Below are 17757 nucleotides of genomic sequence, written 5' to 3'. Positions count from 1 at the left end.
GCGGCGGTAACGGATGGACAGCCGGGGAGCCTGATTGCTCGTGGCAAGAGGTGGCCTCGGCTGTTTATTTTCAGGTTGTCACCGGTCAGCCTTATCGGTGTAACGAGCCGAGGGTATTGAAAAGGAAAACCTATGCAAACCAGTTTGTTGAAGCCCAAGATCATTGCAGTTGAATCGCTTGGTGAGAACCACGCGAAAGTGGTTATGGAGCCGTTCGAACGCGGCTATGGCCACACCTTGGGTAATGCGCTTCGGCGTGTGCTGCTGTCGTCGATGATCGGCTACGCGCCGACCGAAGTGACGATCGCAGGCGTCGTGCACGAATACTCGACGCTCGACGGTGTGCAAGAGGATGTGGTCAACCTGCTGTTGAACCTGAAGGGTGTGGTCTTCAAGCTGCATAACCGCGACGAAGTCACGGTGACGCTGCGCAAGGAAGGCGAAGGCGTTGTTACGGCCGGGGACATCGAGCTCGCGCACGACTGCGAGGTCATCAATCCCGGGCACGTGATCGCTCACCTGTCGAAGGGCGGCAAGCTCGACGTTCAGATCAAGATCGAGAAAGGTCGCGGCTATGTGCCGGGCAACGTGCGCCGCTACGGCGAAGAGTCGGCCAAGATCATCGGCCGTATCGTGCTGGATGCTTCGTTCTCGCCGGTTCGCCGCGTGAGCTACGCAGTGGAAAGCGCGCGTGTCGAGCAGCGTACCGACCTCGACAAGCTCGTCATGAACATCGAAACCAATGGCGTGATCTCGCCGGAAGAAGCGATCCGCCAGTCGGCGCGCATTCTGGTCGATCAGCTGTCGGTGTTCGCGGCGCTGGAAGGCACGGAAGCGGCTGCGGAAGCGCCGTCGCGTGCACCGCAGATCGATCCGATCCTGCTGCGTCCGGTGGACGACCTCGAACTCACGGTCCGCTCGGCGAACTGCCTGAAGGCCGAGAACATCTACTACATCGGCGACCTGATCCAGCGCACGGAAAACGAGCTGCTGAAGACGCCGAACCTGGGCCGCAAGTCGCTGAACGAAATCAAGGAAGTTCTGGCTTCGCGTGGTCTGACGCTCGGCATGAAGCTCGAAAACTGGCCGCCGGCTGGTCTCGACAAGTAAGTACGAAGTCTCAAGCGTTACTGGCAAGGACGCGGATTTTCCTTTAAAATCCGCGTCTTGCTTTTTTGTCCGACCGGCCCGTGCACCCCATTCGATCTATCGGGGCGCAATAGAAGAGCTGGCTCTAAACTCGTTAAGGAACTCAAATGCGTCATAAGCATGGTCTGCGGAAACTGAACCGCACGAGCAGCCATCGTCTGGCAATGCTCCGCAATATGTCGAACTCGCTCATCGAGCACGAAGTCATCAAGACGACGCTCCCGAAGGCCAAGGAACTGCGCAAGGTCGTCGAGCCCCTCATCACGCTGGGCAAGAAGCCGTCGCTCGCGAACCGTCGCCTGGCGTTCAACCGCCTGCGCGATCGCGATTCGGTCACGAAGCTGTTCGACGTCCTCGGTCCGCGCTACGCAAACCGTCCGGGCGGCTACCTCAGCATCCTGAAGTTCGGTTTCCGCGTCGGCGACAACGCACCGATGGCACTGATCCAGCTGATGGATCGTCCGGAAGTCGAAGAAGCGGACGACGTGCAAGAAGCGGAGTAAGTTTCGCTGCAGCACGTAGTCACACGAAAAGGCCAGGCTCGCAGCTTGGCCTTTTTGCTTTTCGGCTGCTTCCCCCTGGCTGGTTCGTCCCGGCTGCGGCTTTTCGGCGCGCCGGACGTTCGAGGTGAGCCTTTCCTCCCGATGCTACGATACGCAAGATGCCGCGCCGCCGTCCTGGAGTTGCCGAGTGAACGTTCCCGTCGTCTTGATGCTGTCGACGCTGCCCGATGCCGCCGCCGCGGACACGCTGGCGCAAGCAGTACTTGGGGCGCGTCTCGCAGCGTGCGTAACGAATCTCGGCGTCGTGGTCTCGCACTATCACTGGAAGAATGCGCTGGAAACCGCGCACGAGGTTCAGTTGCTGTTCAAGACGAGCGTCGCGCGGGCAGATGAACTGCAGCGCTTCGTGAGCGCCCATCATCCTTATGAAACACCCGAAATCCTGGTCTGGCAGGTCGATGCATCGCCGGATTATGGCCGATGGGTCAACGCAGAAACGCAGCGCCCTATTCATGTTTGAGTTTCCTCGTTTCGTCGCGCGCCGGATCCTCGCCGCGTTCATGCTTCTCACCGCGTTCGTGCTGCTGTCGGCAGGTGCTCACGCCGCTGACGACTTCCTCGATCCCTCCGTCGCCTTCAAGTTCAGCGCTTCCGAGAAGCCCGGTGAGGTCGACGTGCGCTACAAGATCGCGGACGGCTACTACATGTACCGCGAGCGGTTCGCGTTCGCCGTGAAGAGCGGCGACGCGACGATCGGCACTGCGCAACTCCCGCCTGGAAAAGTCCACTTCGACCAGACGTTCAACAAGGACGTCGAGACGTATCGCGGCGAGCTGTCGATCCGCATTCCCGTCACGCAGGCGAAAGGGCCATTCGAGCTCGCGGTGACCTCGCAGGGATGCGCGGACCAGGGCATCTGCTATCCGCCGATGGAGAAAACGTATCGCGTGAAAGGCGAAGCGCTCCAGCCGGCCGCAACCGCCAACGCACCGTCCACGGACACCCACACCTCCTGGTTCGAACGCGCGACGAGCGCCGACTATGCGCAGTCGATGCTGGAGGGCGGTGGCTTTTTCATGGTCGTTGGCTTGTACTTCCTGGCGGGCATGGTGCTGAGCCTCCTGCCGTGCTCGTATCCGATGATCCCGATTCTCTCGGCCATCATTGTCGGCGAGGGCGCGCGCGTGACGCGGGGACGCGGCTTCGCGCTGTCGGTGTCGTATGTGATCGGCATGGCGCTCGTCTATACCGTGCTCGGCATCGCGGCCGCGCTGGTCGGTCAGAGTCTGGGTGCGTGGCTGCAGAATCCGTGGGTGCTCGGCGCGTTCGGTGTGCTGCTCGCAGCATTTGCATTGGCGCTCATCTCCGGAATGGACATCGCGCTGCCCGAACGCTGGCAGAGCGGCGTGAACCAGGCGTCGCAGAAGCGCAGCGGCGGCAAGTTCGCAGCCGTGGCCGTGATGGGCGCGCTGTCCGCGCTGGTCGTCGGCGCGTGCATGACGGCGCCGCTGTTCGCCGTGCTCGCCTTCATCGCGCATACGGGCAACGCGCTGCTCGGCGGCGCGGCGCTGTTCGCGATGGGCATCGGGCTCGGCGTGCCCTTGCTCGTCATCGGGCTCGGCGCGGGTTCGATCCTGCCGCGCGCCGGCGTCTGGATGGACGGCGTGAAGGTGTTCTTCGGCGTCGTGCTGCTGGCGGCTGCGCTGTGGATCGTCTGGCCGGTGCTCGGCGGTGCCGTGCAGATGTTGCTGGCCGCGCTGTGGCTGTTGATCGCCGCGGCGGCGCTTGGACTGTTCTCACCGGGCGGCAATGTCCCGTCCGGCATCTGGAAGCGGCTTGGACGCGGCCTGGGCGCAGCGTTGGCGATCTGGGCAGCGACGTTGATCGTCGGCCTCGCCGCCGGTTCGACCGATCCGCTGCGCCCGCTCGCCATACTGGCCGCGCGCGGCGACGCTTCCGCCGCCACGAGCGCGCAAACGCCGGGACCGATCTTCGCGCCCGTGCGTTCGTCGGCGCAACTGGATACGGCAGTGAAAGCGGCGGCGCGGCCTGCCATGCTCGATTTCTATGCCGACTGGTGCGTGTCCTGCAAGGAAATGGAGAAGCTGACCTTCTCCGATGCCCGCGTGCAGGCGCGCCTCGCACAACTCAACCTGCTGCGGGCCGACGTGACCGCCAACAACGCCGACGATCAGACCTTGCTCAAGCGCTTCGGCTTGTTCGGGCCGCCGGGCATCATCTTCTTCGACGCACAAGGCAACGAAGTCGCGCGTGTAGTGGGCTACGAATCGGCGGACACGTTCCTGAAGAGCCTCGACAAGCTCGGTCCGGCGAACGGATAAAAAAGAAGGGCGATGCCATCAAGCATCGCCCTTCTTTCATCGCGTCAGCACGGCGTTACTTCGACGCCCGCAGAATCCTCGCAGCATCGAGCGCGAAGTAGGTCAGCACGCCATCGGCGCCGGCGCGCTTGAACGCGAGCAGCGCTTCCATCATGACCTTGTCGTGATCGATCCAGCCGTTCTGCGCGGCGGCCTTGATCATCGCGTACTCGCCGCTCACCTGATACGCATACGTCGGGAAGCGGAACTCGTCTTTCACGCGACGCACGATATCCAGATACGGCATGCCCGGCTTGACCATCACCATGTCCGCGCCTTCCTCGATGTCCATGCGCACTTCGCGCATGGCTTCGTCGGTGTTGGCCGGATCCATCTGATACGTCATCTTGTTGCTCTTGCCGAGATTCGCGGCGGAGCCCACCGCGTCGCGGAACGGACCATAGAACGCCGACGCGTACTTCGCGGCGTAGGCCATGATGCGCGTGTGAATGTGGCCATCGCTTTCGAGCATCTCGCGAATCGCGCCGATGCGGCCGTCCATCATGTCCGACGGCGCCACGATGTCCACGCCTGCCTCAGCCTGCGTGCGCGCCTGCTCGACGAGAATCTCGCTGGTCTCGTCGTTCTTCACATAGCCTTCTTCGTCGAGCACGCCGTCCTGGCCGTGGCTCGTGTACGGGTCCAGCGCGACGTCGGTGAGCACGCCGAGCATCGGGAAGTTCTTCTTCAGTTCACGGACGGCGCGCGGGATCAGGCCTTGGGGATTGGTGGCCTCGCGGCCGTCGGGCGTCTTGAGCGATGGCTCGATCGCCGGAAACAGCGACAGCACCGGCACGCCCAGTTCGACGCATTGCTCCGCGACCTTCATCAGCAGATCGACGGATGTGCGTTCGACGCCGGGCATCGACGGCACGGCCTGACGCTCGTTCGCGCCTTCGACGATGAATACGGGATAGATGAGGTCGTTCGTGGTGAGGATGTTCTCGCGCATCATGCGGCGCGAGAAGTCATCGCGGCGCATGCGGCGCGGGCGATGATGGGGATAGAAGCTCATGTCTTGACTCGAGTGAGTGATCTGCAGAGGATGCCAAAAAGCGGCTTCGAAAACGTGTAAATCCTTGTCAAACAAGCACTTGGGCACGTCTGAAACCGTCGCCGGTCAATGGTATATCATACCGATCGAGCGAGGCGCTTGTCGCTGGACTCCCCGCTTCTCCTCCCTGAGCGGGCGCCTGTCGAGATTCGATCAGGCTGTTAACCCGCCGTCATGCGGCGGGTTTTTTTATGTTCGGGCGGCGCCCGTTCCATCATTCAGGGGTGCTGTCCTGCGCGTTCTCACCCGCTTCATCGGGCATCAGCCAGCTTTCGATCAGTTCATGCGCTTCATCGAGGCCGGTGCGCTTGAGCGCGGAGAAAAGCTGGACGCTCAACTCGCCGCGATAGCCCGCGTCCCGATACTCCGCAAACGCCTTCTTGGTGGCGCGCAGCGTATTGGTCATCTCCTGTCGCGTCAATTTGTCGCATTTCGTGAGCAGGGCGTGGATCGGCTTTCCAGTGGGTGCAAACCAGTCGATCATGATGCGGTCCAGCTCGGTCAGCGGACGGCGCGAGTCCATCATCAGGATCATGCCGCGCAGCTGCGCGCGGCTTTGCAGATAGGTGGAAAGCAGGCGTTGCCAGTGTTCCTTCGCGGCGCCGGGCACTTCGGCATAGCCGTAGCCGGGGAGATCGACCAGATAGGCGACCGGCTCGGCCTGCGGCCCGATGGCGAAGTAGTTGATATGCTGCGTGCGCCCTGGGGTCTTGCTCGCGAAGGCGAGCCGCTTCTGGTTGCACAGGATGTTGATGGCCGTCGATTTACCGGCGTTCGAGCGTCCGCCGAACGCGATTTCAGGCTGCGGCGTGGGCGGCAGATCGCGCAGATGATTGACGGTGGTAAAGAAGCGGGATTGGTGAAGCAGGAATGACATGGGCGGGTTCCATCGAAGAAGCTGCGAAAACCAAAGCCTTGAGAACCCGGCAAATACTGGGCATGCCCCGACTGGCGTCTTTGCGTGCAGCGGGTTATTGTACAATACGACGGATTTTTGAAGATCAGCACGGGCACGCAAGACCCAAGCCGCAAGCGGCACCCACAGCTTTCATGGGATCGGAGCGAGACACACTGGAGGCGTTCTGGCGCCTCATCGTTCGGCGAGTTCGGGACTCTTGCGGCGACCATTGATCGCCGTCGTTTTTTGCAGAACCTCACATTCTCACAAGACGAAAAACAGGGTACGCGAATGAACCGACTGTACAGGTCTCTGGTGGTGATTCGGGCAGCGGCGGCTTTCGGTGCAGGTTTGAGTGGTCTGGCGGTATCGATGTCAGTGAACGCGGCGGAGCCCGCGCAGCCGGCCAAGCCGGATGTCACGAGGGGGCAGGCCATCGCCACGCAGGTGTGCGCGGCATGTCACGGAGCTGACGGCAACAGCGCCGGCGCGGCGTTCCCGAAGCTCGCGGGGCAGCACGCCGAGTACATCGTCAAGCAGTTGAAGGATTACAAGACGCAGCCGGGCGCGAAGGCGCCGGCGCGTAACAACCCGATCATGGCAGGCATTGCAGGCGCGCTGTCGGATCAGGACATGTTGAACGTCGCAGCCTACTTCTCGCAACAGAAGGCCAAGCCCAATTACGCTCGCGACAAGAACGACGTCGCGCTGGGTCAGAAGATCTATCGCGGCGGCATTGCGGACAAGGGCGTACCGGCCTGCGCCGCGTGTCATGGCGCCACGGGCATGGGCATTCCGGTGCAGTATCCGCGGCTGTCGTGGCAGTGGGGCGATTACACGGTCGCGCAGTTGAACGCGTTCGCATCGGGACAACGCAACAACAGCGAGCCCATGCATCAGATCTCCTCGCGCCTGAATGAAGCGGAGATGAAGGCGGTGGCGGACTACATCGCCGGATTGCATTGATCGCGAGACGCGATCGCCACTGAACGCGCAGCAGTCAGCGTCCAGCGGTTCCCAGCGCGCAACACGGGAATCGCCCATACTACGAAGCCGGTCCCGGACACGTCCGAGAAGACCGGCGCGAAAACAAGAAAAAGGGTGGGACGTCGGTCTGACAGACCGTCAGCGTCTCCACCCTTTTTTGCTGTCCAGCCGGAGTTTGAATGAGCGTCACCACATCGGGAATGCAGTCGAAGTCGAGTCGCCGCGCCGTCAGGCATTTCGTCGAACTCGTGAGTTCGATGCGCTTCGCCATCGCCTTGCTGGTCATCCTGGCCATTGCGAGCATCATCGGCACGGTGCTCACGCAGGACGACCCGTATCCCAACTACGTCAATCAGTTCGGCCCGTTCTGGGCGGACATCTTCCGCGGCCTCAGCATCTATACCGTGTACAGCGCATGGTGGTTCATGCTGATCCTGATCTTCCTCGTGATCTCGGTGTCGCTGTGCGTGATCCGCAACGGCCCGAAGATGATCGCGGACATCAAGAGCTGGAAGGACCGCGTGCACGAAGGCGGCCTGCGCGCGTTCCATCACAAGGGCGAATTCACGGTGCGGGCGGATCGCGTGCACACGGCGGCCACGCTCGAACGCCTCGCGGCGAAGATGGGCTACCGCACCGTCACGCGCCAGACCGACACGGGCGCCACGCTCATCGCCGGCAAGCGCGGCGCGATGACGAAGATCGGCTACATTTCAGCGCACCTCGCGATCGTGGTGATCTGTCTCGGCGGCCTGCTCGACAGCAACCTGCCCATCCGCCTGCAAATGTGGATGTTCAACAAGTCGCCGATCAACAGCAACGCAGTCATCAACGACATTCCCCCCGAACATCGCCTGTCCACGTCGAACCCGACCTTCCGCGGCTACGCGTGGGTGCCGGAAGGGCAGTATGTCGGCACGGCCATCCTGAACCAGCCGGAAGGCTCGGTCATCCAGGACCTGCCGTTCTCCATCCAGCTGAACAAGTTCATCGTCGATTACTACTCGACCGGCATGCCGAAGCTGTTCGCGAGCGACATCGTCGTGATCGATCACAAGACGGGCAAGCGCATCCCGGCGCGCGTCGAGGTGAACAAGCCCTTCACCTACGACGGCATCTCGATCTACCAGTCGAGCTTCCAGGACGGCGGCTCGAAGCTCGACATGACCGCGTGGCCGATGACCGGCAGCAGCGCGAAGACCGAGCCGTTCACGGGCACGATCGGCGGCACGGCGCCCATCGGCACGCAGTTCAAGGGCGCGCAGGGTGAAACGGTCGAGTTCACGGATTTCCGCGCCATCAACGTCGAGAACATGACGGACGGCAACGGCGCTCCGGACGCGCGCGGTGTCGGCAAGAAGGAAACGCTGCGCGATGCCTTCGACGAACGCCTGGGCTCCGGCGCAAAGACGTCCCGGCCGACCGACCTGCGCAACATCGGTCCGTCGGTGCAGTACAAGGTGCGCGGCACGGATGGCCAGGCGCGCGAGTACAGCAACTACATGCTGCCGGTCGATGTCAGCGGCCAGCAGATGTTTCTTGCCGGCATGCGCCTGAGCCCGAACGACCCGTTCCGCTACCTGCGCATTCCCGCCGACGAGCAGGGCACCGTCAAGCAATGGATGGACTTGCGCGCGGCGCTCGCGAATCCGGCGACGCGCACCGAGGCGGCGCACCGCTTCGCGCAGCGTTCGGTGCCGCAGGAAAATGTCGAGTTGCAGAAGCATCTCGAGGAAAGCGCGATTCGCGTGCTGAACCTGTTCGCGGGTGCGGATGAATCCGGCAAGGCTGCTCCGAATCCGCAGATGGTTGGCGGTTTCCAGAGCATCGCGGGCTTCATCGACAAATCGGTGCCGAAGGCTGAACAAGAGAAAGCCGCGGGCCTGCTGATGCGCATGCTCGAAGGCGCGATGTGGGACGTCTGGCAGATCTCCCGCGAGCAGAACGGTGAACCGGCCGCCAAGGTAGACGAGAAGAACAGCGCATTCATACAGTCGTCGATCAATGCGCTTTCCGACAGCTTTCTGTACGGTTCTCCGGTCTTCCTGCAACTGGACACCTTCAAGCAGGTGCAAGCTTCGGTATTCCAGTTGACGCGCGCGCCGGGTAAAAATCTGGTGTATCTTGGCAGCCTTCTGCTGGTAGTCGGCATTTTCTCGATGTTTTACGTGCGCGAACGGCGCCTGTGGTTCTGGCTCAAAGACTCAGGCCAGGGCGGCGCTAGCGTGCTGATGGCGATGTCCACGGCGCGCCGCACGTTCGATTTCGAGAAGGAATTCGTGCGCACCCGCGCGCGCATTGCCGCAGCGCTCGACGCCCAACCCGCCGCGCCGGCTGACGCGGCCCCGCCATCGGATGCGTCCGGGCATTCGCAATCCGAGACATCGAGCTCGGAAGTTTCAACACGGTAAGATCATGGACCTCACACAGTCTTCCTCCCACGCTCCTCTCAAGACCGATCGTCCGGCTTCGGGTCTCCCCGACGTCGCCGCTTTCGACGATCGCCCGTTTCTCCGCAGGCTCACCGTCATCGACTGGCTGTTTGCGCTCGCCATGGTCGCGGGCGCGGGTTTCGCGCTGAACCGCTATCACGCGCACATGGACGTGTATGACATGGCGGTGCTGGTGGCCGCCGTGCCGACCTTCGTTACGCTCGGCTGGCGCTGGAAACCGGTGCGACTGCTGATCGCGATGATCGCCGTGCTGGCGCTGTTCTCGATCCAGCTCTACCAGCACGATCTCGCGCGCGCCGACACCAACTTCTTCCTCAAGTATTTCCTGTCGAGCCAGTCGGCGATCCTGTGGATGAGCGCACTGTTCGTGCTGGCGACGCTGTTCTACTGGATCGGCCTCGTGACGCGCTCGCAGACGGGCGGCGCGATCGGTTCGCGCATGACCTGGTTCGCGGTGCTGATGGGCTTCACCGGGCTGATGGTGCGCTGGTACGAGTCGTACCTGATTGGCACGGATGTCGGTCATATTCCCATCTCGAACCTGTACGAAGTGTTCGTGCTGTTCTGCTTGATCACGGCGCTGTTCTATCTCTACTACGAGCAGCATTATTCGACGCGGCAAATGGGCGCATTCGTGCTGCTCGTGATCAGCGCGGCGGTGGGCTTCCTGATGTGGTATTCGATCGCCCGCGACGCGCAGCAGATCCAGCCGCTCGTGCCCGCGCTGCAAAGCTGGTGGATGAAGATCCACGTGCCGGCGAACTTCATCGGCTACGGCAGCTTCGCGCTGTCGGCGATGGTCTCGGTGGCCTATCTCGCCAAGCAGCGCGGCTTCCTGGCGGACCGCCTGCCGCCGCTCGAAGTGCTCGACGACGTGATGTACAAGTCGATCGCCGTCGGCTTCGCGTTCTTCACCATCGCGACGATTCTCGGCGCGCTGTGGGCCGCGGAAGCCTGGGGCGGCTACTGGAGCTGGGATCCGAAGGAAACCTGGGCGCTGATCGTCTGGCTGAACTACGCGGCCTGGCTGCACATGCGCCTGATGAAGGGCCTGCGCGGCGCCGCCGCCGCATGGTGGGCGCTGACGGGTCTGGTCGTCACGACGTTCGCGTTCCTCGGCGTGAACATGTTCCTGTCCGGCCTGCACAGCTACGGCAAGCTCTGATCCGTCGGGCCGTGAAGCGAGAAGAAAACCGCCATGCATTTCGCTGGCGGTTTTTTTATGCGACGCTGGAATACGGGCATCCAAACTGCTGTTTCACCGTATATGAATGCATGGGCTGCGATGTCTGCGCGGCCGTTCAGGAGCAATCGGGATGTGGATCAAACGAAACCGCAGTCTTTATGGCGACGACATCGCGCGGCATGAAATCACGCCGCAAGCGGTGTTCGAGAACCGGCGGCGCGCGCTGCGCTCGATCGGCGCATTCGCCGCGACGGGCCTCGCCGGCATGAGTGGCGTGAGCAGCACCGCGCACGCGACGCTCACATCGCCCGATGCGCGCGGCCAGAAGCTCGCCGCGACGACCATTCCGAAGTTCGTCGCGCTCGACAAGGCCACCCCGTTCAAGGACATCACGAGCTACAACAACTTCTACGAGTTCGGCACCGACAAGGGCGATCCCGCCGAACATGCGGGCACGCTGCGTCCGCGGCCGTGGAAGGTGTCGGTGGAGGGGGCGATCAAGAACCCGAAGGTGTACGACATCGATGACCTGCTCAAGCTCGCGCCGCTCGAAGAGCGCGTGTACCGGCTGCGCTGCGTCGAAGGCTGGTCGATGGTGATTCCGTGGATCGGCGTGTCGCTCTCGGAACTCATCAAGCGCGCCGAGCCGACGGGCAACGCGAAGTACGTGCAGTTCATCACGCTGGCGGATCCGTCGCAGATGCCGGGCCTCTCGACGCCGATCCTCGAATGGCCCTACTCCGAGGGCCTGCGCATGGACGAGGCGATGAACCCGCTCACCCTGCTGACCGTCGGCCTGTATGGACAGGTCTTGCCGAACCAGAACGGCGCGCCGGTGCGCGTGGTCGTGCCGTGGAAGTACGGCTTCAAGAGTGCGAAGTCGCTGGTGAAAATCCGCTTCGTCGAGAAGCAGCCGCCCACGAGCTGGAATCTTTACGCATCGAGCGAATATGGCTTCTACTCGAACGTGAATCCGAACGTCGATCATCCGCGCTGGAGCCAGGCCACCGAGCGGCGCATCGGCGAAGACGGGTTCTTCACGCCCAAGCGCAAGACGCTCATGTTCAACGGCTACGGCGATCAGGTCGCCTCGCTGTACACGGGCATGGACCTGAAGAAGAACTTCTGAACGATGTCGTCGGCTTCCCAGATCAAGAGCACGCGCGCCGCGGCCGGTCCGAGATGGATCGTGCCGGTCAAGGTCGTGGTGTTCGTCGCGATGCTGTTTCCGCTGGCGCGCCTGATCCTGCTCGGCGTGACCGGCGGACTGGGCGCGAATCCGATCGAATTCATCACGCGTTCGACCGGACTCTGGACGCTCGTGTATCTGTGCATCACGCTGGCGGTCACGCCGCTGCGGCGGCTCACCGGCGTCGCGGCGCTGCTGCGTTTCCGGCGCATGATCGGGCTGTACGCGTTCTTCTTTGCCGTGCTGCACTTCACGACGTACATCTGGTTCGACAAATGGTTCGATGTCGCCGAGATGCTGAAGGACATCGGCAAGCGGCCGTTCATCACGGTGGGATTCGCAGCGTTCGTGCTGTTGATCCCGCTCGCGGTGACGTCGCCGAAAGCGATGGTGCGCAAGCTCGGGCGGCGCTGGCAGGCACTGCACCGGATCATCTATCTGGTCGCCACGCTCGCCATCCTGCATTTCTGGTGGATGAAGGCGGGCAAGCACGACCTCGAATTGCCGAAGATCTATGGCGCGATCGTGATCGTGCTGCTCGGCTGGCGCGTGATCGCGTCGCTCGGGACGCGTTACCGGCGCGCATGAAAAAAGCGATGCCGAGGCATCGCATTTTTCATCGGGTCTTGGAGCTCATCAGTCCGGCAGAATCGATTCCCCGGCGAACAACTGCTTCACCTCTTCACGCTCGCGCACGAGACGCGCGCGCTCGCCATCGACCATGATTTCGGCGGCGCGCGGACGCGTGTTGTAGTTCGAGCTCATCACGAAGCCATACGCACCCGCCGAGCAGATCGCGAGCAGGTCGCCCGGCACGAGCGCCAGTTCGCGGTCGCGCCCGAGCCAGTCGCCGCTTTCGCAGACCGGACCGACGACGTCGTAGGTCTGCGCGGCGGCGTCGCGCTTCACGACCGGCACGATGCGGTGAAACGCCTCGTACATGGCGGGGCGCGCGAGATCGTTCATGGCGGCGTCGACGATGGCGAAGTTCTTTTCCTCGCCCGGCTTCAGATATTCGACCCGCGTGAGCAGCACGCCGGCATTGCCGACGAGCGAGCGCCCCGGTTCGAAATACACTTCGCGGGCGCCATGACCGCGCTTCCCGATGTGATCGAGCAGCGTCGTCACGAAGTCGCCGATGGCCGGCGGGGTTTCGTCGTCGTAGGTGATGCCGAGGCCGCCGCCGACGTCGATGTGGCGGATGCGCATGCCGTCGGCTTCGATCTGCCCGACGAGTTCGAGCAGCTTGTCGAGCGCGTCGAGATACGGGCTGATCTCGGTGATCTGCGAGCCGATATGGCAGTCGATGCCGACGACATCGAGATGATCCATCGCTTGCGCCTGCGCGTAGGTGGCGCGGGCGTCGCTGAAGGCCACGCCGAACTTGTTCGACTTGAGACCGGTGGAGATGTACGGATGCGTCTTGGCATCGACATCCGGATTCACGCGCAGCGACACCGGCGCCTTCTTGCCGAGCGACTTCGCCACTTCGTTCAGCGCATGCAGTTCGGGAATCGATTCGACGTTGAAGCACTTCACGCCGGCTTCCAGCCCTTCGCGCATCTCCGCCGCCGATTTGCCGACGCCCGAAAACACGGTGTGCTCCGCGCGGCCGCCTGCCGCGATCACGCGCGCGAGCTCGCCCGACGACACGATGTCGAAGCCCGCGCCCATGCGCGCGAACACGTTCAACACGGCGAGATTGCTGTTGGCCTTCACGGCGACGTGGACCGTTGCGTTGCGTCCCGCGCAGGCATCGGCGTAGGCGCGATAGGCTTGCGTCAGGGCGTCGCGCGAATAGACATACAGCGGCGTGCCGAACTGTTCCGCGAGCGACGCGGCTGAGACGCCTTCGGCGTGCAACACGCCGTCGACGTAATGGAATGCGGAATCACTCATGCGTGGAATCGAAAATGCGCCCGAAGCCGAATGGCGCGTGTTTCAGGCGGGTGTTCAGTAAGCGGACGATGCGGCTTTCGGCGCCGAGGCAGCGTTGCTGCCGCCGGACTTGAGATCCGTTTCGGGCGAGAGCGAGAGCGGCTCGCCCGACGTGTCCGGCACGGTGCCGCGACGCGCTGCGCTTTCACTGTCCGGAGTCGTGTCCGAAGGCGGGGTATTCTGGAGATCGCCGGGACGTTGCGGCAGCGGCGGCACGGTTGGCAGATACAGCGGACCGCGTTGACCACACCCGCCGAGCGCCAATGTGGCAGCGGCGCTCATGCTCAAAGCCGCTACAATCGCGCTCATCCTGAATACGACTCGCATGACCGTCCCTATACGATTAATCGCCGGAGTTTAGCATGACAGACCAGGAATACCTGACCTTGGCGGAGGCCGCGCTGAGCGCCATCGAGCGCGCGGTGGACGAGGCCGACGCCGACATCGAATTCGAACGCAGCGGCAATGTGCTGACGCTCGAATTCGAGAACCGCACGAAGGTCATCGTCAATTTGCAGCCGCCGAAACACGAGATCTGGCTCGCTGCGAAAGCGGGCGGCTTTCACTACAAATACGTCGATGGCGCGTGGCGCGACACCCGCGACAACAGTGAATTCTTCGAGACCCTGAGCAAGTATTCGACCGAGCAAGCCGGCGAACCCGTCCGCTTCAAGGCGTAAAAAAAAGCGAGCGGGTCGTGCGATCCGCTCGCTTCATCGATTGAAAGGGCGCGCCTGCTGCCTCTATTGCCCCTTGAACAGATTCATGATGTCCTGCTTCTCCTGCTCGCCCACTTCGGGCGCGGGCGCAGTCACGCCGGACACGCCGTCCTGCGGCGGCGCCTGGCTCACGCCAACCGTCGCGATAAAGCCGTGGCCCGGCGTCATGTCGTCGAAGTACAGTTCGCCGCCGAGCGACGTGACATCGGGCGGCATCATCGGCTTGTACTCGGGCACGCCCTTCAACGCACGGCCCATGTAGTCCATCCAGACCGGCAGCGCGAGGCCGCCGCCGGTTTCCTTGTCGCCGAGGCTGCGCGGGTTGTCATAGCCGATCCACGCGATCGCCACCAGCGAGCGTTGATAGCCGGCGAACCAGGCGTCGCGCGAATCGTTGGTCGTGCCGGTCTTGCCGGCAAGATCGGTGCGCTTCAGCTGATTCGTCTTCGCGCCGGTGCCGCGCTGCGCGACGCTCTGCAACAGGCTGTTCATCACGTACGCATTGCGCGGCGTGATGGCGAGCGGCGCGCTCTGCTGCGCGATGAGCGGCTGCGGGTGCGAGACCACGCGGCCGTATGGGTCCGTGATGTCCGCGATCAGATACGGATTCACGCGATAGCCGCCGTTCGCGAAGACCGCGTAGCCGGCGGCCATCTGCAAGGGCGTGACGAGCCCGGCGCCGAGCGCCATCGGCAGATAGGCGGGATTGCGGTCGGCGTCGAAGCCGAAGCGCGTGATGTAGTTCTGCGCGTACTTCGTGCCGATGTGATTGAGGATGCGGATCGACACCATGTTCTTCGAGCGCTGCAATGCCGAGCGCATGGTCATCGGGCCGTCGAAGCCGCCGCCGTAGTTTTTCGGCTCCCACGCCTGGCCGCCGGTTTCGGCGGCGCTGAAGAAGAGCGGACCGTCGTTGATGATGGTCGCGGGCGACAGGCCCTTTTCGAGCGAGGCCGAATAGATGAACGGCTTGAAGCTCGAACCCGGCTGACGCCAGGCCTGCGTCACGTGGTTGAACTTGTTCTTGTTGAAGTCGAAGCCGCCGACCAGCGCGCGGATCGCGCCGTCCTGCGGCACCATCGAGATCAGTGCGCCTTCCACCTGCGGCAGTTGCGTGATGGTCCAGTCGCCGTCGTCGTTCTTCATGAGGCGCACGATCGCGCCCGGACGGATGCGCGCGTTCGGCTGCGCGCGCGTGCTGAGCGCGAACTGCACGAAGCGCAGGTCGGCGCCGCTGATGGTCACCGTGTTGCCGTCGAGGAAGCTCGCCTTCACTTCCTTCGGACTTGCCGACGTCACCACCGCCGCGACAATTTCACCGTTGTCCGGATGCTCGGCGAGGGCGTCGTCGATGGCCTGTTCGCGATCGTCCGGATTGGCCGGCAGGTCGATATAGCCTTCCGGCCCGCGATAGCCGTGCCGATGCTCATAGTCCATCAGGCCGCGGCGCACCGCGCGATAGGCGGCGTCCTGGTCGGCGGAGTCGATCGTGGTCACGACATTCAGGCCGCGCGTATAGGCTTCCTCGCGGTATTGCGCGTACATCATCTGGCGCACCATTTCCGCGACGTATTCGGCATGCACGCTGAATTCACGGCCTTGCCCCTTGACCACGAGCGGCTGGGCGATGGCCTGCTCGTACTGGTCGCGCGTGATGAAGCCCAGCTCCAGCATGCGCTGCAGGATGTATTCCTGACGCACCTTGGCGCGCTTCGGATTGACGACCGGGTTGTAGGCCGACGGCGCCTTCGGCAGACCCGCGAGCATCGCGGCCTCGGCGAGCGAGACGTCCTTCAGGTCCTTGCCGAAGTACACCCGCGCCGCGCTGGCGAAACCATAGGCGCGCTGCCCGAGATAGATCTGATTCATATAGACCTCGAGAATCTGATCCTTCGTCAGCGCGCGCTCGATCTTGTACGCGAGCAGCATCTCGTAGATCTTGCGGGTGTAGGTCTTTTCGCTCGACAGGAAGAAATTGCGCGCGACCTGCATGGTGATGGTGCTCGCGCCCTGCGAGGCATGGCCGTTGGTCAGCGCGACCGTGCCCGCGCGCAGGATGCCGGTGAGATCGACGCCGCCGTGATCGTAGAAGCGCGCGTCCTCGATGGCGAGCACGGCTTTCTTCATGTAGTCGGGCACATCCTGGATGCGCACGACGCGGCGCCGCTCCTCGCCGAATTCGCCGATCAGCACGTGATCCGCCGTATAGATCCGCAGCGGCACCTTGGGCTTGTAGTCCGTCAGGGCTTCGAGCGAGGGCAGGTTCGGCAGCGCGACGACGAGCGCGTAACCGAGCACCAGACCCGCGCAGACGACGAGCGCGAACATGCTGACGCCGAAGCCCAGCAGCAGCCGCGCCCACCATGGGCGCCTGGCTTTCTTGTGCCCCTCGGGCGGCGTGGATGAAGGGTTGTTCGGGGAAGAGGATTGCATGGCACCACCAGAAACAGTGACGCGATTATAGCCGCCCGCATTCGGGACTTTTCTGGACGCTTACAGCGCCGCCGGCCGTGACGCTCGCCCGCTGCTGTTTCGACAATACGCGCGATCACGCGCGGAAGCACCTTCTTATCGTGCACGCTGGCCGTTCGGCTGAATGTTCGCCGTCGTCCCTGCTCGCGACAATTCTTCCACCTCAGGCGCTCGAACGGTTCGGGCGCGCAAGTGAATGGAAGGAGCAGGACATGGGCAAGGAAAGTGCGCTGCGCGGCACGATGTTGACGGTGACGCGGCGCTATGCGGCGGGTATCGACGTAGGCGAGGACGGCGTGCGTCTCGTGGTCATGAGCAAACGGTTGCGGGCGAATGCGGCGGTGTGCGTGGAGCAGTTGGCGTTCGTGCCGCTGCCCTCGGGCGCGGTGATCGACGGGGATTTCATCGACCGCGCGGCAATCGTCTCGGCCTTGCGCGAGGCCTTCACGTGCTTGCCGAGCGGCGGCGCGTGGCGGGCGCTGCGTTGCGCGATGGGTTTGCCCGCGTCGGCCACGGTCACCACGCAGGTGCCGCTGGCGCGTCTGATGGAAGCGCGTGAACCCTTGCCCGCGGGCGCCGGCAGCGACCCGCACGGCGTGCTGGAGCCGGCTGTGCTCGCGGAGGCCGAACGTGCGACAGGCGTCGAGCGCGCGGCACTTGCCGTGGACTGGTCGGTGCAGACCGGCGAGGACGGCCAGGCGCAGGTGTCGATCGCGGCAACGGCGCGGCGGCACGTCGAAGCGCGTGTCGAAGCGGCGGCGGAGGCGGGCGTCGCGCTGTCGGCCATCGACGGCGAAGCGGCTGCCGCCTTGCGCGCCATGCGTCACG

Annotated in this window: 16 protein-coding genes; 11 read left to right on the top strand and 5 right to left on the bottom strand. The window is 63.5% G+C overall.

What is annotated here, in order from left to right:
• The first annotated feature begins 132 nt into the window (after window positions 1-132).
• From QCE64_RS11665 to dsbD, 4 genes are all read left to right on the top strand, one after another.
• Window positions 133-1110 carry a DNA-directed RNA polymerase subunit alpha gene (locus QCE64_RS11665; protein ID WP_309903245.1) on the top strand — a complete coding sequence of 326 codons (978 nt, stop codon included), beginning with the start codon at window positions 133-135 and terminating at the stop codon, window positions 1108-1110.
• Between the two features lie 146 nt (window positions 1111-1256).
• A complete protein-coding gene (gene rplQ, locus QCE64_RS11660) occupies window positions 1257-1652 on the top strand; it encodes a 50S ribosomal protein L17 (protein ID WP_310003872.1) in 396 nt (131 codons plus the stop codon).
• A gap of 208 nt (window positions 1653-1860) precedes the next feature.
• Window positions 1861-2172: a divalent-cation tolerance protein CutA gene (gene cutA, locus QCE64_RS11655; RefSeq protein WP_310003870.1), complete on the top strand. Its 312-nt coding sequence runs from the start codon at window positions 1861-1863 to the stop codon at window positions 2170-2172.
• Window positions 2165-3994 (top strand): protein-disulfide reductase DsbD, encoded by a 1830-nt coding sequence (dsbD, locus tag QCE64_RS11650; protein WP_310003868.1) that lies wholly within the window; start codon window positions 2165-2167, stop codon window positions 3992-3994. The genes cutA and dsbD overlap by 8 nt, the downstream gene beginning before the upstream one ends.
• Before the next feature lie 55 nt (window positions 3995-4049).
• Here dsbD and hemB read toward each other — a convergent pair whose 3' ends face one another.
• Entirely contained in the window at window positions 4050-5048 is a 999-nt protein-coding gene (gene hemB, locus QCE64_RS11645) for a porphobilinogen synthase (protein WP_309918840.1), read from the bottom strand.
• A gap of 253 nt (window positions 5049-5301) precedes the next feature.
• Window positions 5302-5964 (bottom strand): ribosome biogenesis GTP-binding protein YihA/YsxC, encoded by a 663-nt coding sequence (gene yihA, locus QCE64_RS11640; RefSeq protein WP_309931155.1) that lies wholly within the window; start codon window positions 5962-5964, stop codon window positions 5302-5304.
• A gap of 312 nt (window positions 5965-6276) precedes the next feature.
• On the opposite strand from yihA, the gene QCE64_RS11635 reads away from it, so the two are divergent.
• From QCE64_RS11635 to msrQ, 5 genes are all read left to right on the top strand, one after another.
• Window positions 6277-6951 carry a c-type cytochrome gene (locus tag QCE64_RS11635; protein WP_309918832.1) on the top strand — a complete coding sequence of 225 codons (675 nt, stop codon included), beginning with the start codon at window positions 6277-6279 and terminating at the stop codon, window positions 6949-6951.
• 200 nt (window positions 6952-7151) lie between these two features.
• Entirely contained in the window at window positions 7152-9383 is a 2232-nt protein-coding gene (locus QCE64_RS11630) for a cytochrome c biogenesis protein ResB (protein ID WP_309918829.1), read from the top strand.
• Window positions 9384-9387: 4 nt separating this feature from the next.
• Window positions 9388-10590, top strand: a complete 1203-nt coding sequence (gene ccsB, locus QCE64_RS11625; protein WP_309918826.1) for a c-type cytochrome biogenesis protein CcsB — start codon at window positions 9388-9390, stop codon at window positions 10588-10590.
• A gap of 151 nt (window positions 10591-10741) precedes the next feature.
• Entirely contained in the window at window positions 10742-11740 is a 999-nt protein-coding gene (gene msrP, locus QCE64_RS11620) for a protein-methionine-sulfoxide reductase catalytic subunit MsrP (protein ID WP_310003866.1), read from the top strand.
• A gap of 3 nt (window positions 11741-11743) precedes the next feature.
• Window positions 11744-12388, top strand: coding sequence for a protein-methionine-sulfoxide reductase heme-binding subunit MsrQ (msrQ, locus tag QCE64_RS11615; protein ID WP_310003864.1), 645 nt, complete (start codon window positions 11744-11746; stop codon window positions 12386-12388).
• Window positions 12389-12436: 48 nt separating this feature from the next.
• On the opposite strand, the gene lysA is transcribed toward msrQ, so the two are convergent.
• A complete protein-coding gene (gene lysA / locus QCE64_RS11610) occupies window positions 12437-13699 on the bottom strand; it encodes a diaminopimelate decarboxylase (RefSeq protein ID WP_310003863.1) in 1263 nt (420 codons plus the stop codon).
• Window positions 13700-13753: 54 nt separating this feature from the next.
• Window positions 13754-14065, bottom strand: coding sequence for an LPS translocon maturation chaperone LptM (locus QCE64_RS11605; protein WP_309810319.1), 312 nt, complete (start codon window positions 14063-14065; stop codon window positions 13754-13756).
• A gap of 35 nt (window positions 14066-14100) precedes the next feature.
• Here QCE64_RS11605 and cyaY point away from each other — a divergent pair, with 35 nt between their 5' ends.
• Window positions 14101-14418 (top strand): iron donor protein CyaY, encoded by a 318-nt coding sequence (gene cyaY / locus QCE64_RS11600; RefSeq protein WP_309931149.1) that lies wholly within the window; start codon window positions 14101-14103, stop codon window positions 14416-14418.
• A 63-nt stretch (window positions 14419-14481) separates the two neighbouring features.
• Here cyaY and QCE64_RS11595 read toward each other — a convergent pair whose 3' ends face one another.
• Window positions 14482-16890 carry a penicillin-binding protein 1A gene (locus QCE64_RS11595; protein WP_309918815.1) on the bottom strand — a complete coding sequence of 803 codons (2409 nt, stop codon included), beginning with the start codon at window positions 16888-16890 and terminating at the stop codon, window positions 14482-14484.
• Between the two features lie 251 nt (window positions 16891-17141).
• Between QCE64_RS11595 and pilM the strand changes: the two genes are divergently transcribed.
• Window positions 17142-17757, top strand: a 616-nt coding sequence (pilM, locus tag QCE64_RS11590; RefSeq protein WP_310003861.1) for a pilus assembly protein PilM, incomplete at its 3' end; no start/stop codon positions are given.

It is taken from the genome of Caballeronia sp. LZ043 (assembly GCF_031451075.1).
In the GTDB taxonomy this organism is placed as follows: domain Bacteria; phylum Pseudomonadota; class Gammaproteobacteria; order Burkholderiales; family Burkholderiaceae; genus Caballeronia.
Note: the sequence above shows the minus strand (reverse complement) of the source record. Positions and strands in the feature narration are given on the sequence as shown.